The sequence below is a fragment of the Aeromonas molluscorum genome (genome assembly GCF_051376105.1).
Taxonomy (GTDB): domain Bacteria; phylum Pseudomonadota; class Gammaproteobacteria; order Enterobacterales; family Aeromonadaceae; genus Aeromonas; species Aeromonas molluscorum.
In genome coordinates this window covers 1,125,916-1,141,002 of the sequence record NZ_JBPQCY010000001.1, presented here as the reverse complement: position 1 = coordinate 1,141,002, position 15,087 = coordinate 1,125,916, and the positions used below count along the sequence as shown (strand labels likewise).

Sequence of the window (15,087 nt, the reverse complement as noted above, 5' to 3'; positions counted from 1 at the left end):
ATGGCTCTCGGAACCATCCCCAATGACGTGCGCGTGCCGCTCGTCTATATCGAGATCGACAACAGCCAGGCCCTGAGCGGCAACATCGCCCAGGATCAGAACGTGATGCTGTTCGGCCAGATGACTGACGCGGGCGGCGACGCCGGTACCGCCACGCCGCTGCAGGTGGTCGAGGTGCCGGTCAGCGAATCGGCCATCGATAGCCTGTTCGGCGTCGGCTCCATGATGGCGCTGGCTGCCAAGCGCTACCGCAAGGCCAACAGCTACACCCGCACCTTCGCCTTGCCCATCGGCGATATCAGTGCCGGCGCCGCCGCTGCCGGGTCGTTCAAGTTCACCGGCCCCGCCACCCAGGCGGGCACCCTCTATCTGTTGATCGCTGGCCAGCTGGTGCAGGTGGGCGTGGCCGCGGCCGCTACCGCCGCCATCACCGCCATCAAGAACCTGCCGGTGACCGCCGCCGTGGATGGGGTAGACACAGCCAAGGTCAACATCACCGCGAAATGGAAGGGCCTGACCGGCAACAGCATCGACCTGCGTTACAACTACAACGCCGGCGAGCAGCTGCCGCCTGGGGTGACCATCACCACCGTGGCCATGACTGGCGGATCCGGCGCCCCCGACATGGCTGCCGTCATCAGCGCGATGCCCGATGAGTGGTACAACCACATCATGATGCCGTTCAACGACACGACCAGCCTCAACACCCTGCGTGACGAGCTGCTCGAACGTTGGGGACCGCTCAAGATGAGCGAGGCGAACGCCTATACCGCGTTCCGGGGTACCTACGGCGAGACCATCACCTTCGGCGAAGCCCGCAACGACTTCCTGATCTCCTGCATGGGCACCAGCAAGTCACCGAGCCCGGTCTGGGAGTGGGCGGCCAGCTATTGCGGCATCGCGGCATACCACCTGGCCATCGACCCGGCGCGGCCGCTGCAGACCCTGGTGCTACCCGGCATCCTGGCCCCGGCCAAGGCAGACCGCTTCGCCTTTGACGAGCGCAACAACCTGCTCAAGTCCGGCATCGCCACCCACCAGATCCAGCCAGGCGACGTGGTGGCCATCGAGCGCGAGATCTCGATGTACCAGCTCAACAGCTACGGCGACGCCGACCCCAGCTACCTGGACATCACCACCCCGGCCACCCTGGGCAAGATGCGCTATGACATCAAGGTCATGGTCACCAACCGTTACCCGCGCCACAAGCTGGCCGATGACAACGTGCTGCCGCTGCTCGACCCGGCGCAGCCGGTGGTTACGCCTGAGCTGATGCGTCAGGCCATTCTGGAAGTGGCGCTCGGCTGGGTGAGTGCTGGCCTGATGGAAAACTTTGACCTGTTCAAAGAGACCCTGGAAGTGACCCGCGATACCAGCGATCGCAACCGCCTCAACTGCGTCTGCCACCCGGACGTTGTCAACCAGCTGCGCGTCTTCGCAGCCCTGATCCAGTTCAAACTGTAAGGAGAGCACCATGGGAATGATCCTGGGTGAAGTGACCATTCGCGGTAATGGCAAGCAATTCAAAACCAAGGCGGGTGCCGTGCTCAACCCGGGCGGCTACACCCGTACCCAGCACAATGGCCCTGGTCGGTCTTGGGGGAAGAGCAAAAAGTATGCTGGCCCCAGCATCGAGGTAGTTATCGCCGCCGATGAAGATGTCGATGTCATGGAGATCAACGCCATGGAGAACATGACCATGACCTGGGAAGGAGACAACGGCGTCAGCTACATGATGACCCAGGCCAGTACCAACGAACCTGCCACCCTGCGGGAAGACAGCGGCGACATCGCCGCCACCTTCTTCGGTGATAAGACGGTAAGGATCTGACCATGGCCGTGATCACCTTCCAACTCGAACACGGGCTGAAGGCGATGGGGGGCGGCGACGAGCCGCTCCTTTATCGTGAAGTCGGCCTGCGCGAACTGACTGCTGCTGACCTGATTGATGCCCAGATCGATGCCGAAAAGGTCGTGGTGCAAAGCGGCAAGGCGGTGGCGTATACCAGCGATGTGCTCTATGGCCTGAATCTGCTTTGCCGTCAGGTGGAATATATCGGTGAATTACCGGGGCCGCTCACCATCAATATGATCAAGAAATTGCATGTCGAAGATTTCGGGTTGCTGCAAAGCAAAGCCCAGGAGTTGGACATGGCACTGACCGAAGAATTAGCCAAGCGGGGGCGACAAGATTCAGCTGGCTGACCCGGTCATGGGGATCATGTTCGCTATGAGCAAATATATCCCCACAGCCGAGCTGAAATATTTGCCAGTGCGCCACTTGCTGCGCCGTTTTGACCAATTAAAGCAAGCCATCACGCCAAGAAAATAAACAGGAATCGCCATGGCCAAGCAACTCGTCACCGATATTGTCATCAACCTTGCGGGGAACTTGGCCACCAAGTCACGGCAATATTCTCAGAGCATGAGCCAGTTCGCCGCCAATAATCAGCGGGCCATGAACATGCTGAAGATGTCGACGGCGGCGGCTGGCCGGGGTATCGATGCCATTGGCAGCCGCTATGTGGCGCTGGGTGCGGCCGTGGCGGGTGGCGCAACGGTCAAAGGTTATGCCGAACTGGACCGCCGGATCTCCCGCATTGCCATCGCTGCCGACATCAGCCGCGACAAGGCCAAGGAGCTGAAAGAGGAGATCAACGCAGTCAGCAACACCAAGGGCCTCCGCATCGACCCGAGCGAGGCGACGGCCGCAGTTGAAGAGATCCTGACCAAGACCGGCGACCTGGAATACGCCATCGCCAACCTGCCCAACATCGCGGCGGTGATCCAGGCGACCGGCGCAGGCGGCACCGAGGTCGGCGGCATCTTCACCGAGTTCAAGAAGCTGGCTATCGACTCCAGCGAAGCGGCCATGCGGGCCATCGACACCCTCAACCTGCAGGGCAAGCAAGGCGCTTTCACTTTGGGCAATATGGCCAAAGAGGGCCCCAAGATCTTCGCGGCCTATGCCGCTACCGGGCGTCAAGGAGCCAGTGCCGTGACCGAACTTGGCGCCGCCTTGCAGGTGATCCGCCAGGGTGTGGGATCTGACGCCGAGGCGGTGACGGCCTTCGAGTCCGTCATCCGCGATCTGACTCGTCCTGAGACTGTCAAGAAGCTCAAGCAGCTGGGCGGCATTGAGGTGTTCGAACCCGAGCAGTTGAAGGAGGGCAAGGAGGTCATGCGCTCGCTGCCGGTGCTGATTGAAGAGATCGTCAAAAAATCAAAAGGTCTTTCTAGCAATCTGGCTGGATTGAATCTGACAGATGAAGCCAAGCGAGCATTGAAGCCAGTGATCGCCGAGTTCGTGCAGACCAGTGACGTCAAGGCCTTCGACGAGTTCCTGACCCTCTCCGGTGATGGGACCACCACCCTCAACGATGCCGCCGTGGCGGCTTCTGACTTCGCCGCCAGCCTGCAACTGGTCAGCAACAGCTGGAGCCAGTTCGCCAACCAGCAACTGGCCGAGCCCATCGCCGAGCTGGCCGATGCCATCAACAGCCTGGAACCGGATGCCGTCCAGAACTGGCTGGAGACCGGCAAGAACATCGCCCTGGTGGTCGGCGGCCTGGTGGCCGTCAAGAAGGGGATCGATGCGGTCAAGTGGACCAAGGGCGTCTGGGATGCAGCCAAGCCGGGCAAGGGCGGCGCCGGTGGGATGGATGGCGCCATGGCCGATCTCGGTGCGACACCGGTCTATGTGGTCAATATGCCAGGAAGTGGGTTTGGCGGTGGCATGGGACCCGGTGACATGCCAGGCACTGAGCCCGGCAAGGGTGGCAAGGGCAGCAAGCCTAGTCGATTCAGCCCTGCCGGTCTTGTTCAGTTCGGTACCGTGGCGGCGGGTATCAGCATGATCCCCGATTTCTCACCCATCAATATCAGCCGGGCCAATGGCATGTCGGTAAATGGCATCCCGCAAGCCCCCGGCATTCTCGATGTGTTCGATGAAATGAAGGCCTTTTTTACCAGGGACATAAGCGCCAGCCCTCGCCCGGATAATTTGTCTGGCACTCTTGATATCAACGTCAGGGATGATCGCATTACCGTCCGTACCCGTGACACTGCCCCAGGCCTCCAAGTGCGCGTGGATAACGGCCCGTCACTGATGCCGTAAGGAGGGTTTGAATGAGCTTTGAAGAGCGTTTGACCGCCTCCATCCGGGGCGTGGAATTCCTGCTGAATACCGTGGACGGCAAAGGTGGCCGCCGCGCCATCCCCCGCGAATACCCCAAGCGTGAAAGCGGCTGGACAGAAGACAACGGCGCCATCCTCACCAACGAGCAGATCACCGGCAAGCTGGTCGGCAACGATTACCTGGATAAGCTTCGCACCTTGCTGGCCGCCCTGAATCAGCCGGGTACCAGCGAGATGATCCACCCTTGGTGGGGCGTGCGCACCGTGCAAGTCGGTGATGTCAGCCATCGCCTGGACAACGAAGAAGATGGGGTGGCCTATGTCACCTTCACGGTGTGGGAGGCAGGCAAGCCGCTGTTCCCCTCTGCCGCCATCGATACCGCCGCGACCCTGGGCAATGCCGCCGATGCCGCCAATGGCGCCACCGAGCAATCCTTCCTGGACAGCTTCCTGACCGGCATCGACAACATGGGCCCCATGGTCGATACCCTGCTGGATGATCTGGACGAGCTGACCCGTGGCTTGCCCAGCCTGCCGACCCAGTTCCGAGAATGGACCGATCGCTTGATGCGGGCCAAAGACAGCGTGGGTACCTTGCTGGCTTACCCTGGCGAGCTGGCCCGCGAGGTGACAGGCATCGTCGAAGACATCAAGGGCGTCGTCACCGACCCCATCCGGGCGCTCTCTGTCTACGACCAGGTGATCCACCGGTGGGATGGGATGCGGGCAGAGCTGGCGATCACCGGTGGCCTGCCGAGCGGCATCCTCAGCGATGCCACGACAGGCAGCGCGTCGTCTGTTTCGACCCTCGATACTGCTGCCGAACAGAGCGCCGCCCTGGCCAATGGTGTGGAGTTCACCAAGCTGGTTATCCGGGCCTCGGCCACCGCCGCCACCAGTGCCATTGCCAGTGCCAACCTGGGCACAGATCGCGACTTCACCAACGACCCGGCAGGCACCGTCACAATCGGCCAATCGCTGACCGGTGACCAGGTCAACAACCCGCTGAGCCGTCCGGTCGTGATGAACGGCGTAGTGGGGGCTGATCGCAACGTGCAGCTCACGGCAGACGATCTGGAGCGCATGGCCAATGAATGGGCCAACCGGCTGGCCGAGCTGGCGGCCGAGGCCGTGGAAGCCGAAGAGAGCGAGATCTGGCGTGCCATGCGGGATCTGCGCCTCGCGCTGCTGAACGATAGCCGCGAGCGCGGTGCCCAATTGCCTCGCCGCCGCCAGTTGGTGCTGGCCACCACCACTCCGTCAGCCCTGTTGGCATGGCAGCAGTATGGCGATGCCGAATACCGCGATCGCCTGGTCAGCAGCAACGCCTTGCGTGATCCAGCCTTTATCACCCCCAGCACCCGGGTGGATGTGCTCGACGAGGTGACCAATGGCTGAGCCCATCACCCTGCGCGTCGATGGTCAAATCTATGGCGGTTGGCAGCAGGTGCGCATCACCCGCAGCCTGCGCGATATCGCCGGCGATTTCGAACTGAGCCTGACCCGAAAATGGGAAAACGCCGGCGAGATGGTCATCAAGCCGTTGAGCGCCTGCACCGTGCATATCGGCAATGAGCTGGTGCTGACCGGTTATGTCGATGACTTCATCCCCAGCTATGACGCCCGCGAGGTGAGCTGGGTGGTCAGTGGCCGCAGCAAGACCAGCGATCTGGTGGATTGCTCGGCCATCTTCAAAGTCGGTGCCTGGTCAGGTGTCAAACTCGACCAGGTGGCCCGGGATGTCTGCGCCCCCTTCGGTATCGAGGTGGTGGTGGAGTGTGACCTGGGAGATGTCTTCCCCCGCGTCACCATCGAGCAGGGGGAGACCTGTTTCGAGTTGCTCGATCGCTTGGCCAAGCAGCGGGCGGTGCTGCTCACCACCAACGAACGCGGCCAACTGGTGCTGACCCAGGCCAGCGATACCCCCATGGGGGCCAGCCTCATCCTGGGCGAAAACATCCTGGCCGCCCGGGGCAACTTCAGCATGCGTGACCGGGCATCGGAATGGATCGTCAAGGGCAGCAGCTATGCGGGCGGGGCAACCTGGGATAACGCGGCCCCCGCCACCATCGGCGGCCAGAAGGCCGTCATCAAAGACCCTGATGTCACCCGCTATCGCCCCCGCATCATCATCGCCGAAGATGTCACAACCGTGGCCGGGGCCAGCAAGCGCGGCCAGTGGCAGAAGCAGCGCAGCATCGGTGAAGGCACCCAGACCGAGATCACGGTCGCAGGATGGCGCACCCAGGGGATAGAAGGCGACCAGGGGCCGCTCTGGCGCATCAACCGCATGTGCCCCATCAAGGACGAGATCCAGGGCCTGGACGAGCGCTGGCTGATTGTCACCGTGACCCTGATGGAAAGCGACAAGAACGGCCGGGAGGCCATCCTCAACCTGACCCCGCGTGAAGCCATGCTGATCCCCGCTGAGGTCGTCAAGAAGCAGACCAAGGAGGTAACCACATGGTGACCCTGCGCGATGTGCAGAAGCTTATCGCCCCGCTCTGGCGCCGGGTGCGCTTGATCGCAGACCGGGCCATCGTCACGGCCGTGACTGACTCGTTCAACCGACAGGGGCTGCAGCTCAAGGTGCTGGCCGACGAGGCCGCCTCTGATGTCGAGCGTTTCCAGAACTACGGTCACACCAGCGTGCCGCCAGCAGGGTCTGAGGCCATCGTGCTGGGCATCGGTGGGGCCCGCGCTGGCCTTGTGGCCATCGCGGTCGAAGACAAGGGCGTGCGCCCCAAAGACTTGGAGGCGGGGGACAACTGCCTGTACCATCTGGAGGGTCACCGCATCATCCTGCGCAAGAACGGGGTCATTGAAATAGAAGCGAAAACCGTCACTCTCAACGCCACTGAAAAATTCACCATCATCTCCCCTGATAACGAAATTCAAGGTCCGCTGCATGTCACCGGCCCCATCACCTCTGATGAAGATGTGACGGCGTCAGGTATCTCACTCAGCGGTCATGACCATGAAGAGGGGGTTGGCGCCCCTGTGTGAGGGGCGATGACCACAGCAATCATCTGGAACAACGAAACCGGCCGAGGCGATATCGACATCACCTCGGCCGGTTTGCGTCAGGATGATGGCCTGGAAACCCTGGTCCTGCAGATCCTCTTCACCGATGCCCGTGCCGACGAGTCTGATGTGCTGCCTGATGGCACCAGCGATCGCCGTGGCTGGCCAGGTGATACCTTCGCGGACGAACCCTGGGGCAGCAAGCTCTGGCTGCTCGACCGCGCCAAGCTCACCACCGACGTGCGCAACAAGGCTGTTACCTACGCGCAAACCGCCCTCGACCGCCATTTAAAGCCCGATTACGCCAAGCTCGTCACCGTCACCGGGTCTATTCCGCAATTTCAGATGCTGCAGCTCGATATCGCCATCACTCGCCCAGATGGCAGCGAGCTGAGCCTGAGCATCAAGCAACGTTGGGAGGCGCAAGCCAATGCCGTATAGCGTGCCCACCCTGCGCCAACTCATCGCCAGCGGTGCGCTGGATCTCGAAGCCAGCCTGGGCGCCGTGCTGCCCAAGTTCGGTATCGAGCTGGCGCTGAACACGGCGGTCAGTGCCGCCATTCGCGACGCCTACGACCACCAGGCGTGGATCGTTCGCCAGATCATCCCGACCACCGAGTCAGACGATCAGACCATCATCGAGACGGCCCAGTCTGAAGGGGTTATCCGCAAGCAAGCCACCTATGCCGCAGGCCCCGCCACCCTCAATGGCACGGTGCCTGCGCCGGTCGGTACGGTGCTGCAACACAAGGATGGTCGTCAGTATGCCGTGACAGTCAGTGCCAGCCCCAGCAGCGGTACCGTCGCCGTGGAGGTGCAGGCCGTCGAGGTGGGTGCTGGCGGCAACCTTGCCGCAGGCGAGGTGCTGACATTGGTAACCCCCGTCCCCGGGTTGCAGTCCAACGGCGTCAGTGGCGACATCAGCAGCGGTGCAGACATCGAACCCATCGCCGAACTGCTCGAACGCCTGCTGTTTCGCAAACGCAACCCGCCCATGGGGGGGGCCGTGGCGGATTACGTGGCCTGGATGCGTGAAGTGCCCGGTGTGACTCGCGCCTGGGCTTATGACGCATGGCAAGGTGGCGGCACCGTGGGTATCGGCTGGGTTTATGATGACCGGGGCGATATCTTGCCGACCCCGACCGACAAGCTCGCCATGATGGAGTACCTCTTCCGCCATCCCGACCCGGCCACCGGTGTGCTGGTTGGTCGCCCGGGTGGTATCGAGCCGGTCGACATCGATGTCCAGCTCAAGAGCACCGATCTGGCGATCACCCCCATCCCGGATACTGCTGATATCAGGGCCGCTATTGCCGCCAACATCAGCGGTTACGAGCGCACCCTGCAGCCGGGAAACACCCTGCTGCTCAGCAGCATCAGAACGGCCATTGGGTCAGCGGCAGGCATCAAAGATTACACCCTGGATCTGGTGGTTGATGTGCCGGCCGACCCGGATGAGCTGAACGTCATCGGAGTGATCACATGGCCCACGCTGTAGAGCAATGGGGCGATGCCCTCCTGCAGCAGATGCCCCGTGGCCGCGCATGGCCGCGTGATCCTGATGCCAAGCTGCCCAAGTACGTCATGGGGTTCGCCAAGCGCCTAGCCCAGCTTGAACTCAGCGCCGACCAGCTGCTGCTTGAGATGCGCCCTGAGACGACCGTGCAACTGCTCCCGGAGTGGGAGGAATACCTCGGCCTGCCGGAGTGCGGCACCGTGAACCAGCCCTTTGAGATGCGCCGTGCGGCCGTGGTCGAGAAATACCACCGCAAGGGCGGTTTGCAGACCTGGATGGTCGAGCAGATCGCTTCCGCGCTTGGCTTCAACGTGAAGGTGTCAGAGCAGTGGCCACACCATGTTCTGCGCGGCGTTACTTATCCCATCTACCCAACATCCACCCGCTTCATCCTGCGGGTAGATGTCTACGACCTGCCAGAAGAGCGTTTCACCGTCCTGGACAACGTATTGAATCCCCTGCGCGGCAACGCCCCCCTGGTGCTCGAATGCGTGCTCAATCGCCTGAAACTGGCGGGTTTCTACTACGACGTTAACTATGTTGTTGATAATTAATGTCATCACGAATTGAAGGATATATCACTAGATTCCACCGCCATCTTGCCTGACAATGAGTGGATGTTTTACTTTTTGATGATTTTCAATGTCTTGCAAAGATCTACATCAATTTGGTGGATAAATGAAAATTAGCAGACGGAGCTTTCTTAAAATTGCAGCAGTTACCTTTGTGGCACCTTTAGGCACCATCAACAGGTTGGTCTATGCAAGTAATGATAGGAAGCAAGAATCAGAATTCTCAGTGCTGAGTTGTGTAACAACCCCGTTATCGATTCAATCGAATCCATTTTTGATAAAGCGAGATTCCTTTTTAGGTTTTAACATTTAATGTGAGGTGTAACTATGTATTGGCCTGACCGTGGAAGTGGTGTTCCTGTAGAACCGGATCGTAAGCCTGTTTTATCTGCTGTAAGACAGTTCTTCACCGAGGGTGGGCCTGGCGTCCCCCCTACGGTCCCCGGTGGTGATTGGTTTAACCAGATCACCAACGAGCTGCTTAACGTGCTGGCCGCTGCGGGTATAGAACCGAACAAGGTTGATGACAGCCAATTAGAGGCAGCGATCAGGTTTTTGTGTGAGGAGGCAAGCGAAACCCTTAAGTCTCGCCTGGCCAGTAATTCTGGTTCCTCTATTATCGGCGACTTTGATACTGCTATTGAGCTGCAAGCATCAGATGAACCCGTAAAGTTCTCTAGGGTGAAAACGCTTGGCTACCATCAAAAAAATGATGGTGGTGGCTGCGATTATGAAATAAATGACTCACCTGAATTTGGCTCAGTTACTCTTGCAAATGGCCTATTTGCTAATCCGATAAATCTCTCTTCGCCTAGGCAAATCGGTTGGACTGATATCGGAGGAGAGGACAACTACAACAAAATCTCAGCCTTTGTTCAGTCTGGGAATTGCGCTCCAAAGCGATACAAAACCTTGCTTACAATGCATCGCATTTATGCAGAATGGCTGGCTGGTCGAGGGTGTCCACTGGCGTTTTTTGGCGACAGTACTACCGATGGGGCAACCACTACAGGACATGTACCAAGTACTCCCAACGGCAATACTTGGGGGTCTTCTGTAACAATAAATCAGTCACCGAATAGCTATCCAAAGGTATTGGATTCATGGTGCAAGAAAAACGCGCCAGCAGCCAAGATATACAACGCAGGATTCGACTCAACCTCCCTAAGAGAGGGGGTGAGCATGTATGACGGCTTTGGGAACAAGTTCTTCCATCGTGTTTTCTTTGGATACCCGGACTACAACAATGTCGATTTCAGTGATGTCAAAGCGATAGCTTTGTCGTATGGCACATCGGACAGTATCAACCTGAACGACGTCAATACCATAATCGACTCTTATGAATGGAAAATGGAGCTGCTGATCGTCGAGTGTTTCGAGCGCGGTATCCAGCCCATCATCAATCACCCTGTGTTGAACACTCAGCGCCGAGGTTCTCTTGTTAACGGACGCGACAACGACGAATCTGTAACTATCATTCAATCCATCAATGAGCGTCTTTCCAAGAAATACAATTTAGAAATCATAAGTTTGCATGACGCCCTATATCACTACGTTAACGACAATGATGATCGCACAGGTGATTATCTTAATGTGCTGGCTGTTGATGGTGTTCACCCTAATGACATGGGACATCGTCAGATTGCTGGTTACTTCTATAGCAAGCTCAACCCTCTGGTCAAAACCGTTACAGACGGTGAGCGTTTTTCTGCGTCGGCAGGTAATCCATATGTATATACAGCGCCATCACTGAACGGTGTTGACATTTGGAAAGAGTATGATCATGCCATTTTAAAGGCAGACCAATCTTTTTATCATCGCTTCACACCGTCCGTCTCAAATGAGTTCTTTAATCGCTTCTATGTGTACTGTGAAAAGCCAATGGATTTGATCTATTCCGGCTTGATGGACGCGAACTACATCGTTACCGACTTCAACAAACTTCCGCAGGTTTATGTGAAACATGTGGCGGGTGATGTTACCTTCAAATGTGCTCTTTGGTCCGACTATCAGGGCGTTCTTACGTCCCTTACATCCATCAGCGCTCAAGTAATAGCGCGCCTTGGAGTAGGGTTGAATGAAATACAAGTTCAAGGGCCGCCAACCCTTGGTCTTAGGTCCTTCTTTGATTTCGGCACTTTAATGGTGGTCCCACGGAGTACAGAGGGAGTGGCCAGAGAGTACTTCGATGGGTCATCACCAAAAGAACTCAGGCTTGATTTGCTGTCTTCATTCCCTGACATATTTTATGGTCTAACTGCAGCCTCTAACGATATCTGGTGTCACTCAAAGTTTGAACGAAATGCATACTATGCCGGTCGAATCGGTACTGATACCCAGATTCTGTTCAAAGCAAACTCCCTTGACCAGCGCTCACTCTATTGGGCCGCCAATCGTCGCTTTGAAGATTTTGACTCTAAAAATCAGGTCACCTTTTCTGGCACTAGTGTTGAGCTATCAGTCATTGCGCCTAACTCATCGGGGGTACCGGTGAAGACTGTTATCGCAACAATGACAAGCTCTTACAATTTCTCTACTGTTGATCCCGACTCCACCTTTTCATTGCTTATTCAGCATCTGGTGGATGGCTCTTTGGTGTTCTGGGTTAGGAGATTGAATAAATCTACTGGGGTCTTTGATAACCTGTGCTCCACAACCATGTCGTCAGTAAGTAACACCAGGATTTTCTCTGCTGGTTACTCCTTTGGGGCTAAAAAGACTGCGTCTGGAAGCCAATATATGTATTTGGCTGGCATTTCAGTTCAGTCTCATACTTAACATTACAACCAATCATCTAGAGTATTGATCATTGCTAGTGGTGATCAATACTCTAGCCTCCAGTGTTCAATCCACCCGCCGCGCTACAGCGGGCAGGTTCACCACCAGCCAGTGCCACCAGCCGCTGCCGCTGGGTGCATCGGGATCATAGGCGGTGATGGCGAAGCTTTTGGTGCCTGCCGGCAGATCCTGCCAGCTCAGCTGGGGGGAGCGGTTCTCCCCCTTGCAGCCGAAGCCGTTGAAGCTCAGTGCCTTGTCCATCAGCTGGCCTTCCTGGATGTCCGTGCTCTTCAAGGTCATGGCGGCGGCGGGCAGGGCCACCAGGCACAGCAGGGAGAGCAGGGCAGAACTCAGGGGTAATTTCATGGTGATGCTCCTTTATGAATGAGGGGATCCCCATGGGGAGATCCTGATGACGGGATCAGTCTAGCTGCGGGGGACGAGCCAGGTTCAACCTTACTGCTCAATATTGGGTTGAAGAATGCCTATTTTGAGCCTAACTGCGCTTTGTGGGGAAAGGAGAGAGGTTGAGAGAGGGTTGGGGACGCCGCTGCGGCTAGTGGTGGGCGGCCATAAAAAAACCGGCCTCATGGAGACCGGTTTTTATCTGCCTTAGCGGCAGCGATGCGAGCGGCTTAGCGCAGTATCATCTGCTCGCGGCCCGGGCCGACGGAGACCATGGGCACCGGCACACCCAGCAGGGCTTCGATGCGCAGCACATAGTGCTGGGCAGCCTTGGGCAAGTCTTCGAACTTGCGGATGTGGGAGATGTCTTCGCTCCAGGCTTCCATGGACTCGTACACCGGCTTCAGACCGGCGGTCTGTGGCCAGATCGGGTTCTCGGTGTTGGCCCCTTCGTAGGCCACGCAGATCTTCAAGTCCGGCATGCCGGAGAGGCAGTCCAGCTTGGTCAGGGCGATCTCGTTGGCAGCCTGGATCTCCAGGCCCTGCTTGGTGGCAACGGCGTCGAAGTAGCCGATGTCACGGGGACGGCCGGTGGTGGCACCGAACTCGTTGGCGAACTTGCGGAACTCTTCCTGGTTCTCCATGGCGGTGATCAGGGTGCCGGTACCGACAGAGGTACTGAACGCCTTGGCCACGGCAATCACGCGCTCAGGGCGCAGGGCCGGCAGTCCGCCACCGATACCGGCGTAGGCGCCGGAAACGTGGGAAGAGGTCACCCAGGGGTACTCGCCATAGATGAGGTCACGGCCAGCGCCCAGCTGAGCTTCGAACAGCAGGGTGCCATTCTGGGCCTGGATGGCCTTGAGCGGCTCGCTGACGTTGCAGACGGCATCGATCCAGGGAGCGGACACTTCCAGCAGCCAGTCGGCCATCTCCTGGGCGGTCTGGCTGAACTCGAAGCTCGGGTAGAGGGCCTTGAGCTGCGGCAGCTTCCAGTCGAGGAAGAACTGGATGCGCTCGACCAGCACCTCAGGCTGTTTCAGCCAGCCGACCAGGATCGCTTTTTTCATGACCCGATCACCGTAAGCCGGGGCAATGCCCTGACGGGTGGAGCCATAGGCGCCATCACCCAGACGGACTTCTTCCAGGGTATCTTCCAGCGCATGGATCGGCAGGCAGAAGGTGGCACGATCTGAAATGGCCATCTTGGGATTGACGCCAGCAGCCTTTACTTCGGCCAGCTCGCGGGTCAGCGGCTCGGGGCTGATGACCATGCCAGGGCCAAGGACGACCAGGCAATCAGGGTTGAATACGCCACTCGGCAGCTGGTGCAGCTTGAAGGTGCCCAGGTCGTTGACGACGGTGTGGCCGGCGTTGTTGCCGCCCTGAAAACGGATGCTGGCGGCGGATTGGCCTGCCAGATAATCGACGATGCGGCCTTTGCCTTCATCACCCCAGTTAGCACCTACGACTACGATAGACGACATGTGACTTTCTCCTAAGACGTTAGGCGTTCATCCTAGGAGGCTAGTGAGGATTAGAAAAATTAATTATCTTTATAATTCCGATAAGAAAACCATATAATTGAGCTGTTTTTATCGACGGCCAGCCCCAGAGCCGCCTGGAGTCTTCTTATGCTGGATATTCACTGGCTCAATACCTTCGTTACTCTGGCTCGCTTGCAGCACTTTGGCCAGACGGCAACCGAACTGCACATGACTCAACCCAATGTCAGCCTGCATCTCAAGAATCTGGAGCAGGCGACCCGGGTCAGGCTGATAGAGCGCAGCCCATTTCGGCTGACTCAGGCCGGTGAGCGGTTGCTGCAAAGTGCCGAGCGCACCATCGCCGAACTGCAACTCTGTCAGGCCGATCTCAATGCCCTGGGCCAATTCAGCCAGGGCAAGCTGGCCATCGCCGCCAGCGACATCATCTCTCGCCTGTTGCTGATCCAGCCATTTCAACGTTTCAAACAAGCCTTCCCCGGCATCGATCTCACGCTGTTCAATACCACCTCGGATCAGGCCGCTGAGCTGGTCAAGGCCGGCAGGGCGGATCTGGGCTTCGTGATGGCGCAAAAGCGCAGCGAGCCGCTGTTCTACACCGAGTTGCAGCAGGTGACCTGGTGTGCGCTGGGGCAGGGGCTCAGCCGCTGGCAGGCCCGTGCCAAGGCCGGGGAGAGCGATCCCCTGGATGAGCCGACGCTCATCTTGCTTGGTCATGACACTCGTACCCGGGCACTGATCGATCCCTCCTTGTCGCTATTAGGACTGCCATCCTGTCGCATCATGGAGGTGGGCAGCGTGGATGCTCAGCTCGACTGGGCGGAGGCGGGGTTCGGGGTGGCCATAGTGCCGGATTTCTCCCTGCACCCGCGCCTCAAGTTGACGGCGCCGGTCACCGAATTGCACGACTTCCCCAGCACCAGTTTGGGGTATGTGGTGCGCCAGAACCAGGTGCTGTCCCGGGCTATCAAGCAGCTATTGCACTGGGTCGAGGAGGAGATACAGCGTCCTCACCCCTATCTCGGCCTGGAGCTGGCCCTGAGTGAGCAGGTCAAGGAGGGGCACGTCAAGGAAGAGGATCCCAAGGTCAAGGGGACGTAAGGAAGCAAGGGGGGCTTGGTGGCGACGTGCCGCGGGATCACCTGGCCAA

The 15,087-nt window shown here is 58.5% G+C and carries 13 protein-coding genes and 1 pseudogene; 12 read left to right on the top strand and 2 right to left on the bottom strand.

Annotated features, from left to right (window positions below; translation table 11 throughout):
* The 11 genes from ACSMDR_RS05355 (at window position 1) to ACSMDR_RS05305 (ending at window position 12,027) form a co-directional block, all read left to right on the top strand.
* Complete coding sequence (locus tag ACSMDR_RS05355) at window positions 1-1,464, top strand: phage tail sheath subtilisin-like domain-containing protein (RefSeq protein WP_436467501.1); 1,464 nt, start codon at window positions 1-3, stop codon at window positions 1,462-1,464.
* Window positions 1,465-1,474: 10 nt separating this feature from the next.
* A complete protein-coding gene (locus ACSMDR_RS05350; RefSeq protein WP_436467499.1) occupies window positions 1,475-1,831 on the top strand; it encodes a phage tail tube protein in 357 nt (118 codons plus the stop codon).
* A 2-nt stretch (window positions 1,832-1,833) separates the two neighbouring features.
* The gene (locus ACSMDR_RS05345) at window positions 1,834-2,205 is read left to right on the top strand and encodes a phage tail assembly protein (protein WP_436467497.1); all 372 of its coding nucleotides are present in this window, start codon (window positions 1,834-1,836) and stop codon (window positions 2,203-2,205) included.
* A gap of 139 nt (window positions 2,206-2,344) precedes the next feature.
* Window positions 2,345-4,117 carry a phage tail tape measure protein gene (locus ACSMDR_RS05340; protein WP_436467495.1) on the top strand — a complete coding sequence of 591 codons (1,773 nt, stop codon included), beginning with the start codon at window positions 2,345-2,347 and terminating at the stop codon, window positions 4,115-4,117.
* 11 nt (window positions 4,118-4,128) lie between these two features.
* Window positions 4,129-5,535, top strand: coding sequence for a DNA circularization protein (locus tag ACSMDR_RS05335; protein WP_436467494.1), 1,407 nt, complete (start codon window positions 4,129-4,131; stop codon window positions 5,533-5,535).
* Window positions 5,528-6,607: a phage baseplate assembly protein gene (locus ACSMDR_RS05330; RefSeq protein WP_436467492.1), complete on the top strand. Its 1,080-nt coding sequence runs from the start codon at window positions 5,528-5,530 to the stop codon at window positions 6,605-6,607. Before ACSMDR_RS05335 ends, ACSMDR_RS05330 begins: the two co-directional genes overlap by 8 nt.
* Window positions 6,601-7,143 carry a phage baseplate assembly protein V gene (locus tag ACSMDR_RS05325; protein WP_336574331.1) on the top strand — a complete coding sequence of 181 codons (543 nt, stop codon included), beginning with the start codon at window positions 6,601-6,603 and terminating at the stop codon, window positions 7,141-7,143. Before ACSMDR_RS05330 ends, ACSMDR_RS05325 begins: the two co-directional genes overlap by 7 nt.
* A 6-nt stretch (window positions 7,144-7,149) precedes the next feature.
* On the top strand, window positions 7,150-7,602 hold the full coding sequence (locus ACSMDR_RS05320) for a phage GP46 family protein (RefSeq protein WP_223954549.1): 453 nt from the start codon (window positions 7,150-7,152) through the stop codon (window positions 7,600-7,602).
* Window positions 7,592-8,659 carry a baseplate J/gp47 family protein gene (locus ACSMDR_RS05315; protein ID WP_436467489.1) on the top strand — a complete coding sequence of 356 codons (1,068 nt, stop codon included), beginning with the start codon at window positions 7,592-7,594 and terminating at the stop codon, window positions 8,657-8,659. The genes ACSMDR_RS05320 and ACSMDR_RS05315 overlap by 11 nt, the downstream gene beginning before the upstream one ends.
* Entirely contained in the window at window positions 8,644-9,231 is a 588-nt protein-coding gene (locus ACSMDR_RS05310) for a YmfQ family protein (protein ID WP_436467487.1), read from the top strand. The genes ACSMDR_RS05315 and ACSMDR_RS05310 overlap by 16 nt, the downstream gene beginning before the upstream one ends.
* A gap of 345 nt (window positions 9,232-9,576) precedes the next feature.
* Window positions 9,577-12,027, top strand: coding sequence for an SGNH/GDSL hydrolase family protein (locus ACSMDR_RS05305; RefSeq protein WP_436467485.1), 2,451 nt, complete (start codon window positions 9,577-9,579; stop codon window positions 12,025-12,027).
* Window positions 12,028-12,114: 87 nt separating this feature from the next.
* Here the strand turns inward: ACSMDR_RS05305 and ACSMDR_RS05300 are convergent.
* Together ACSMDR_RS05300 and ACSMDR_RS05295 are read right to left on the bottom strand one after the other, a co-directional pair.
* Window positions 12,115-12,393, bottom strand: a pseudogene (locus ACSMDR_RS05300) (YbhB/YbcL family Raf kinase inhibitor-like protein); the annotation flags it as partial.
* A 269-nt stretch (window positions 12,394-12,662) separates the two neighbouring features.
* A complete protein-coding gene (locus tag ACSMDR_RS05295) occupies window positions 12,663-13,919 on the bottom strand; it encodes an adenylosuccinate synthetase (protein ID WP_436467483.1) in 1,257 nt (418 codons plus the stop codon).
* 147 nt (window positions 13,920-14,066) lie between these two features.
* Between ACSMDR_RS05295 and ACSMDR_RS05290 the strand changes: the two genes are divergently transcribed.
* Window positions 14,067-15,038 (top strand): LysR family transcriptional regulator, encoded by a 972-nt coding sequence (locus ACSMDR_RS05290; protein ID WP_436467481.1) that lies wholly within the window; start codon window positions 14,067-14,069, stop codon window positions 15,036-15,038.
* The last annotated feature ends 49 nt before the right edge of the window (window positions 15,039-15,087 follow it).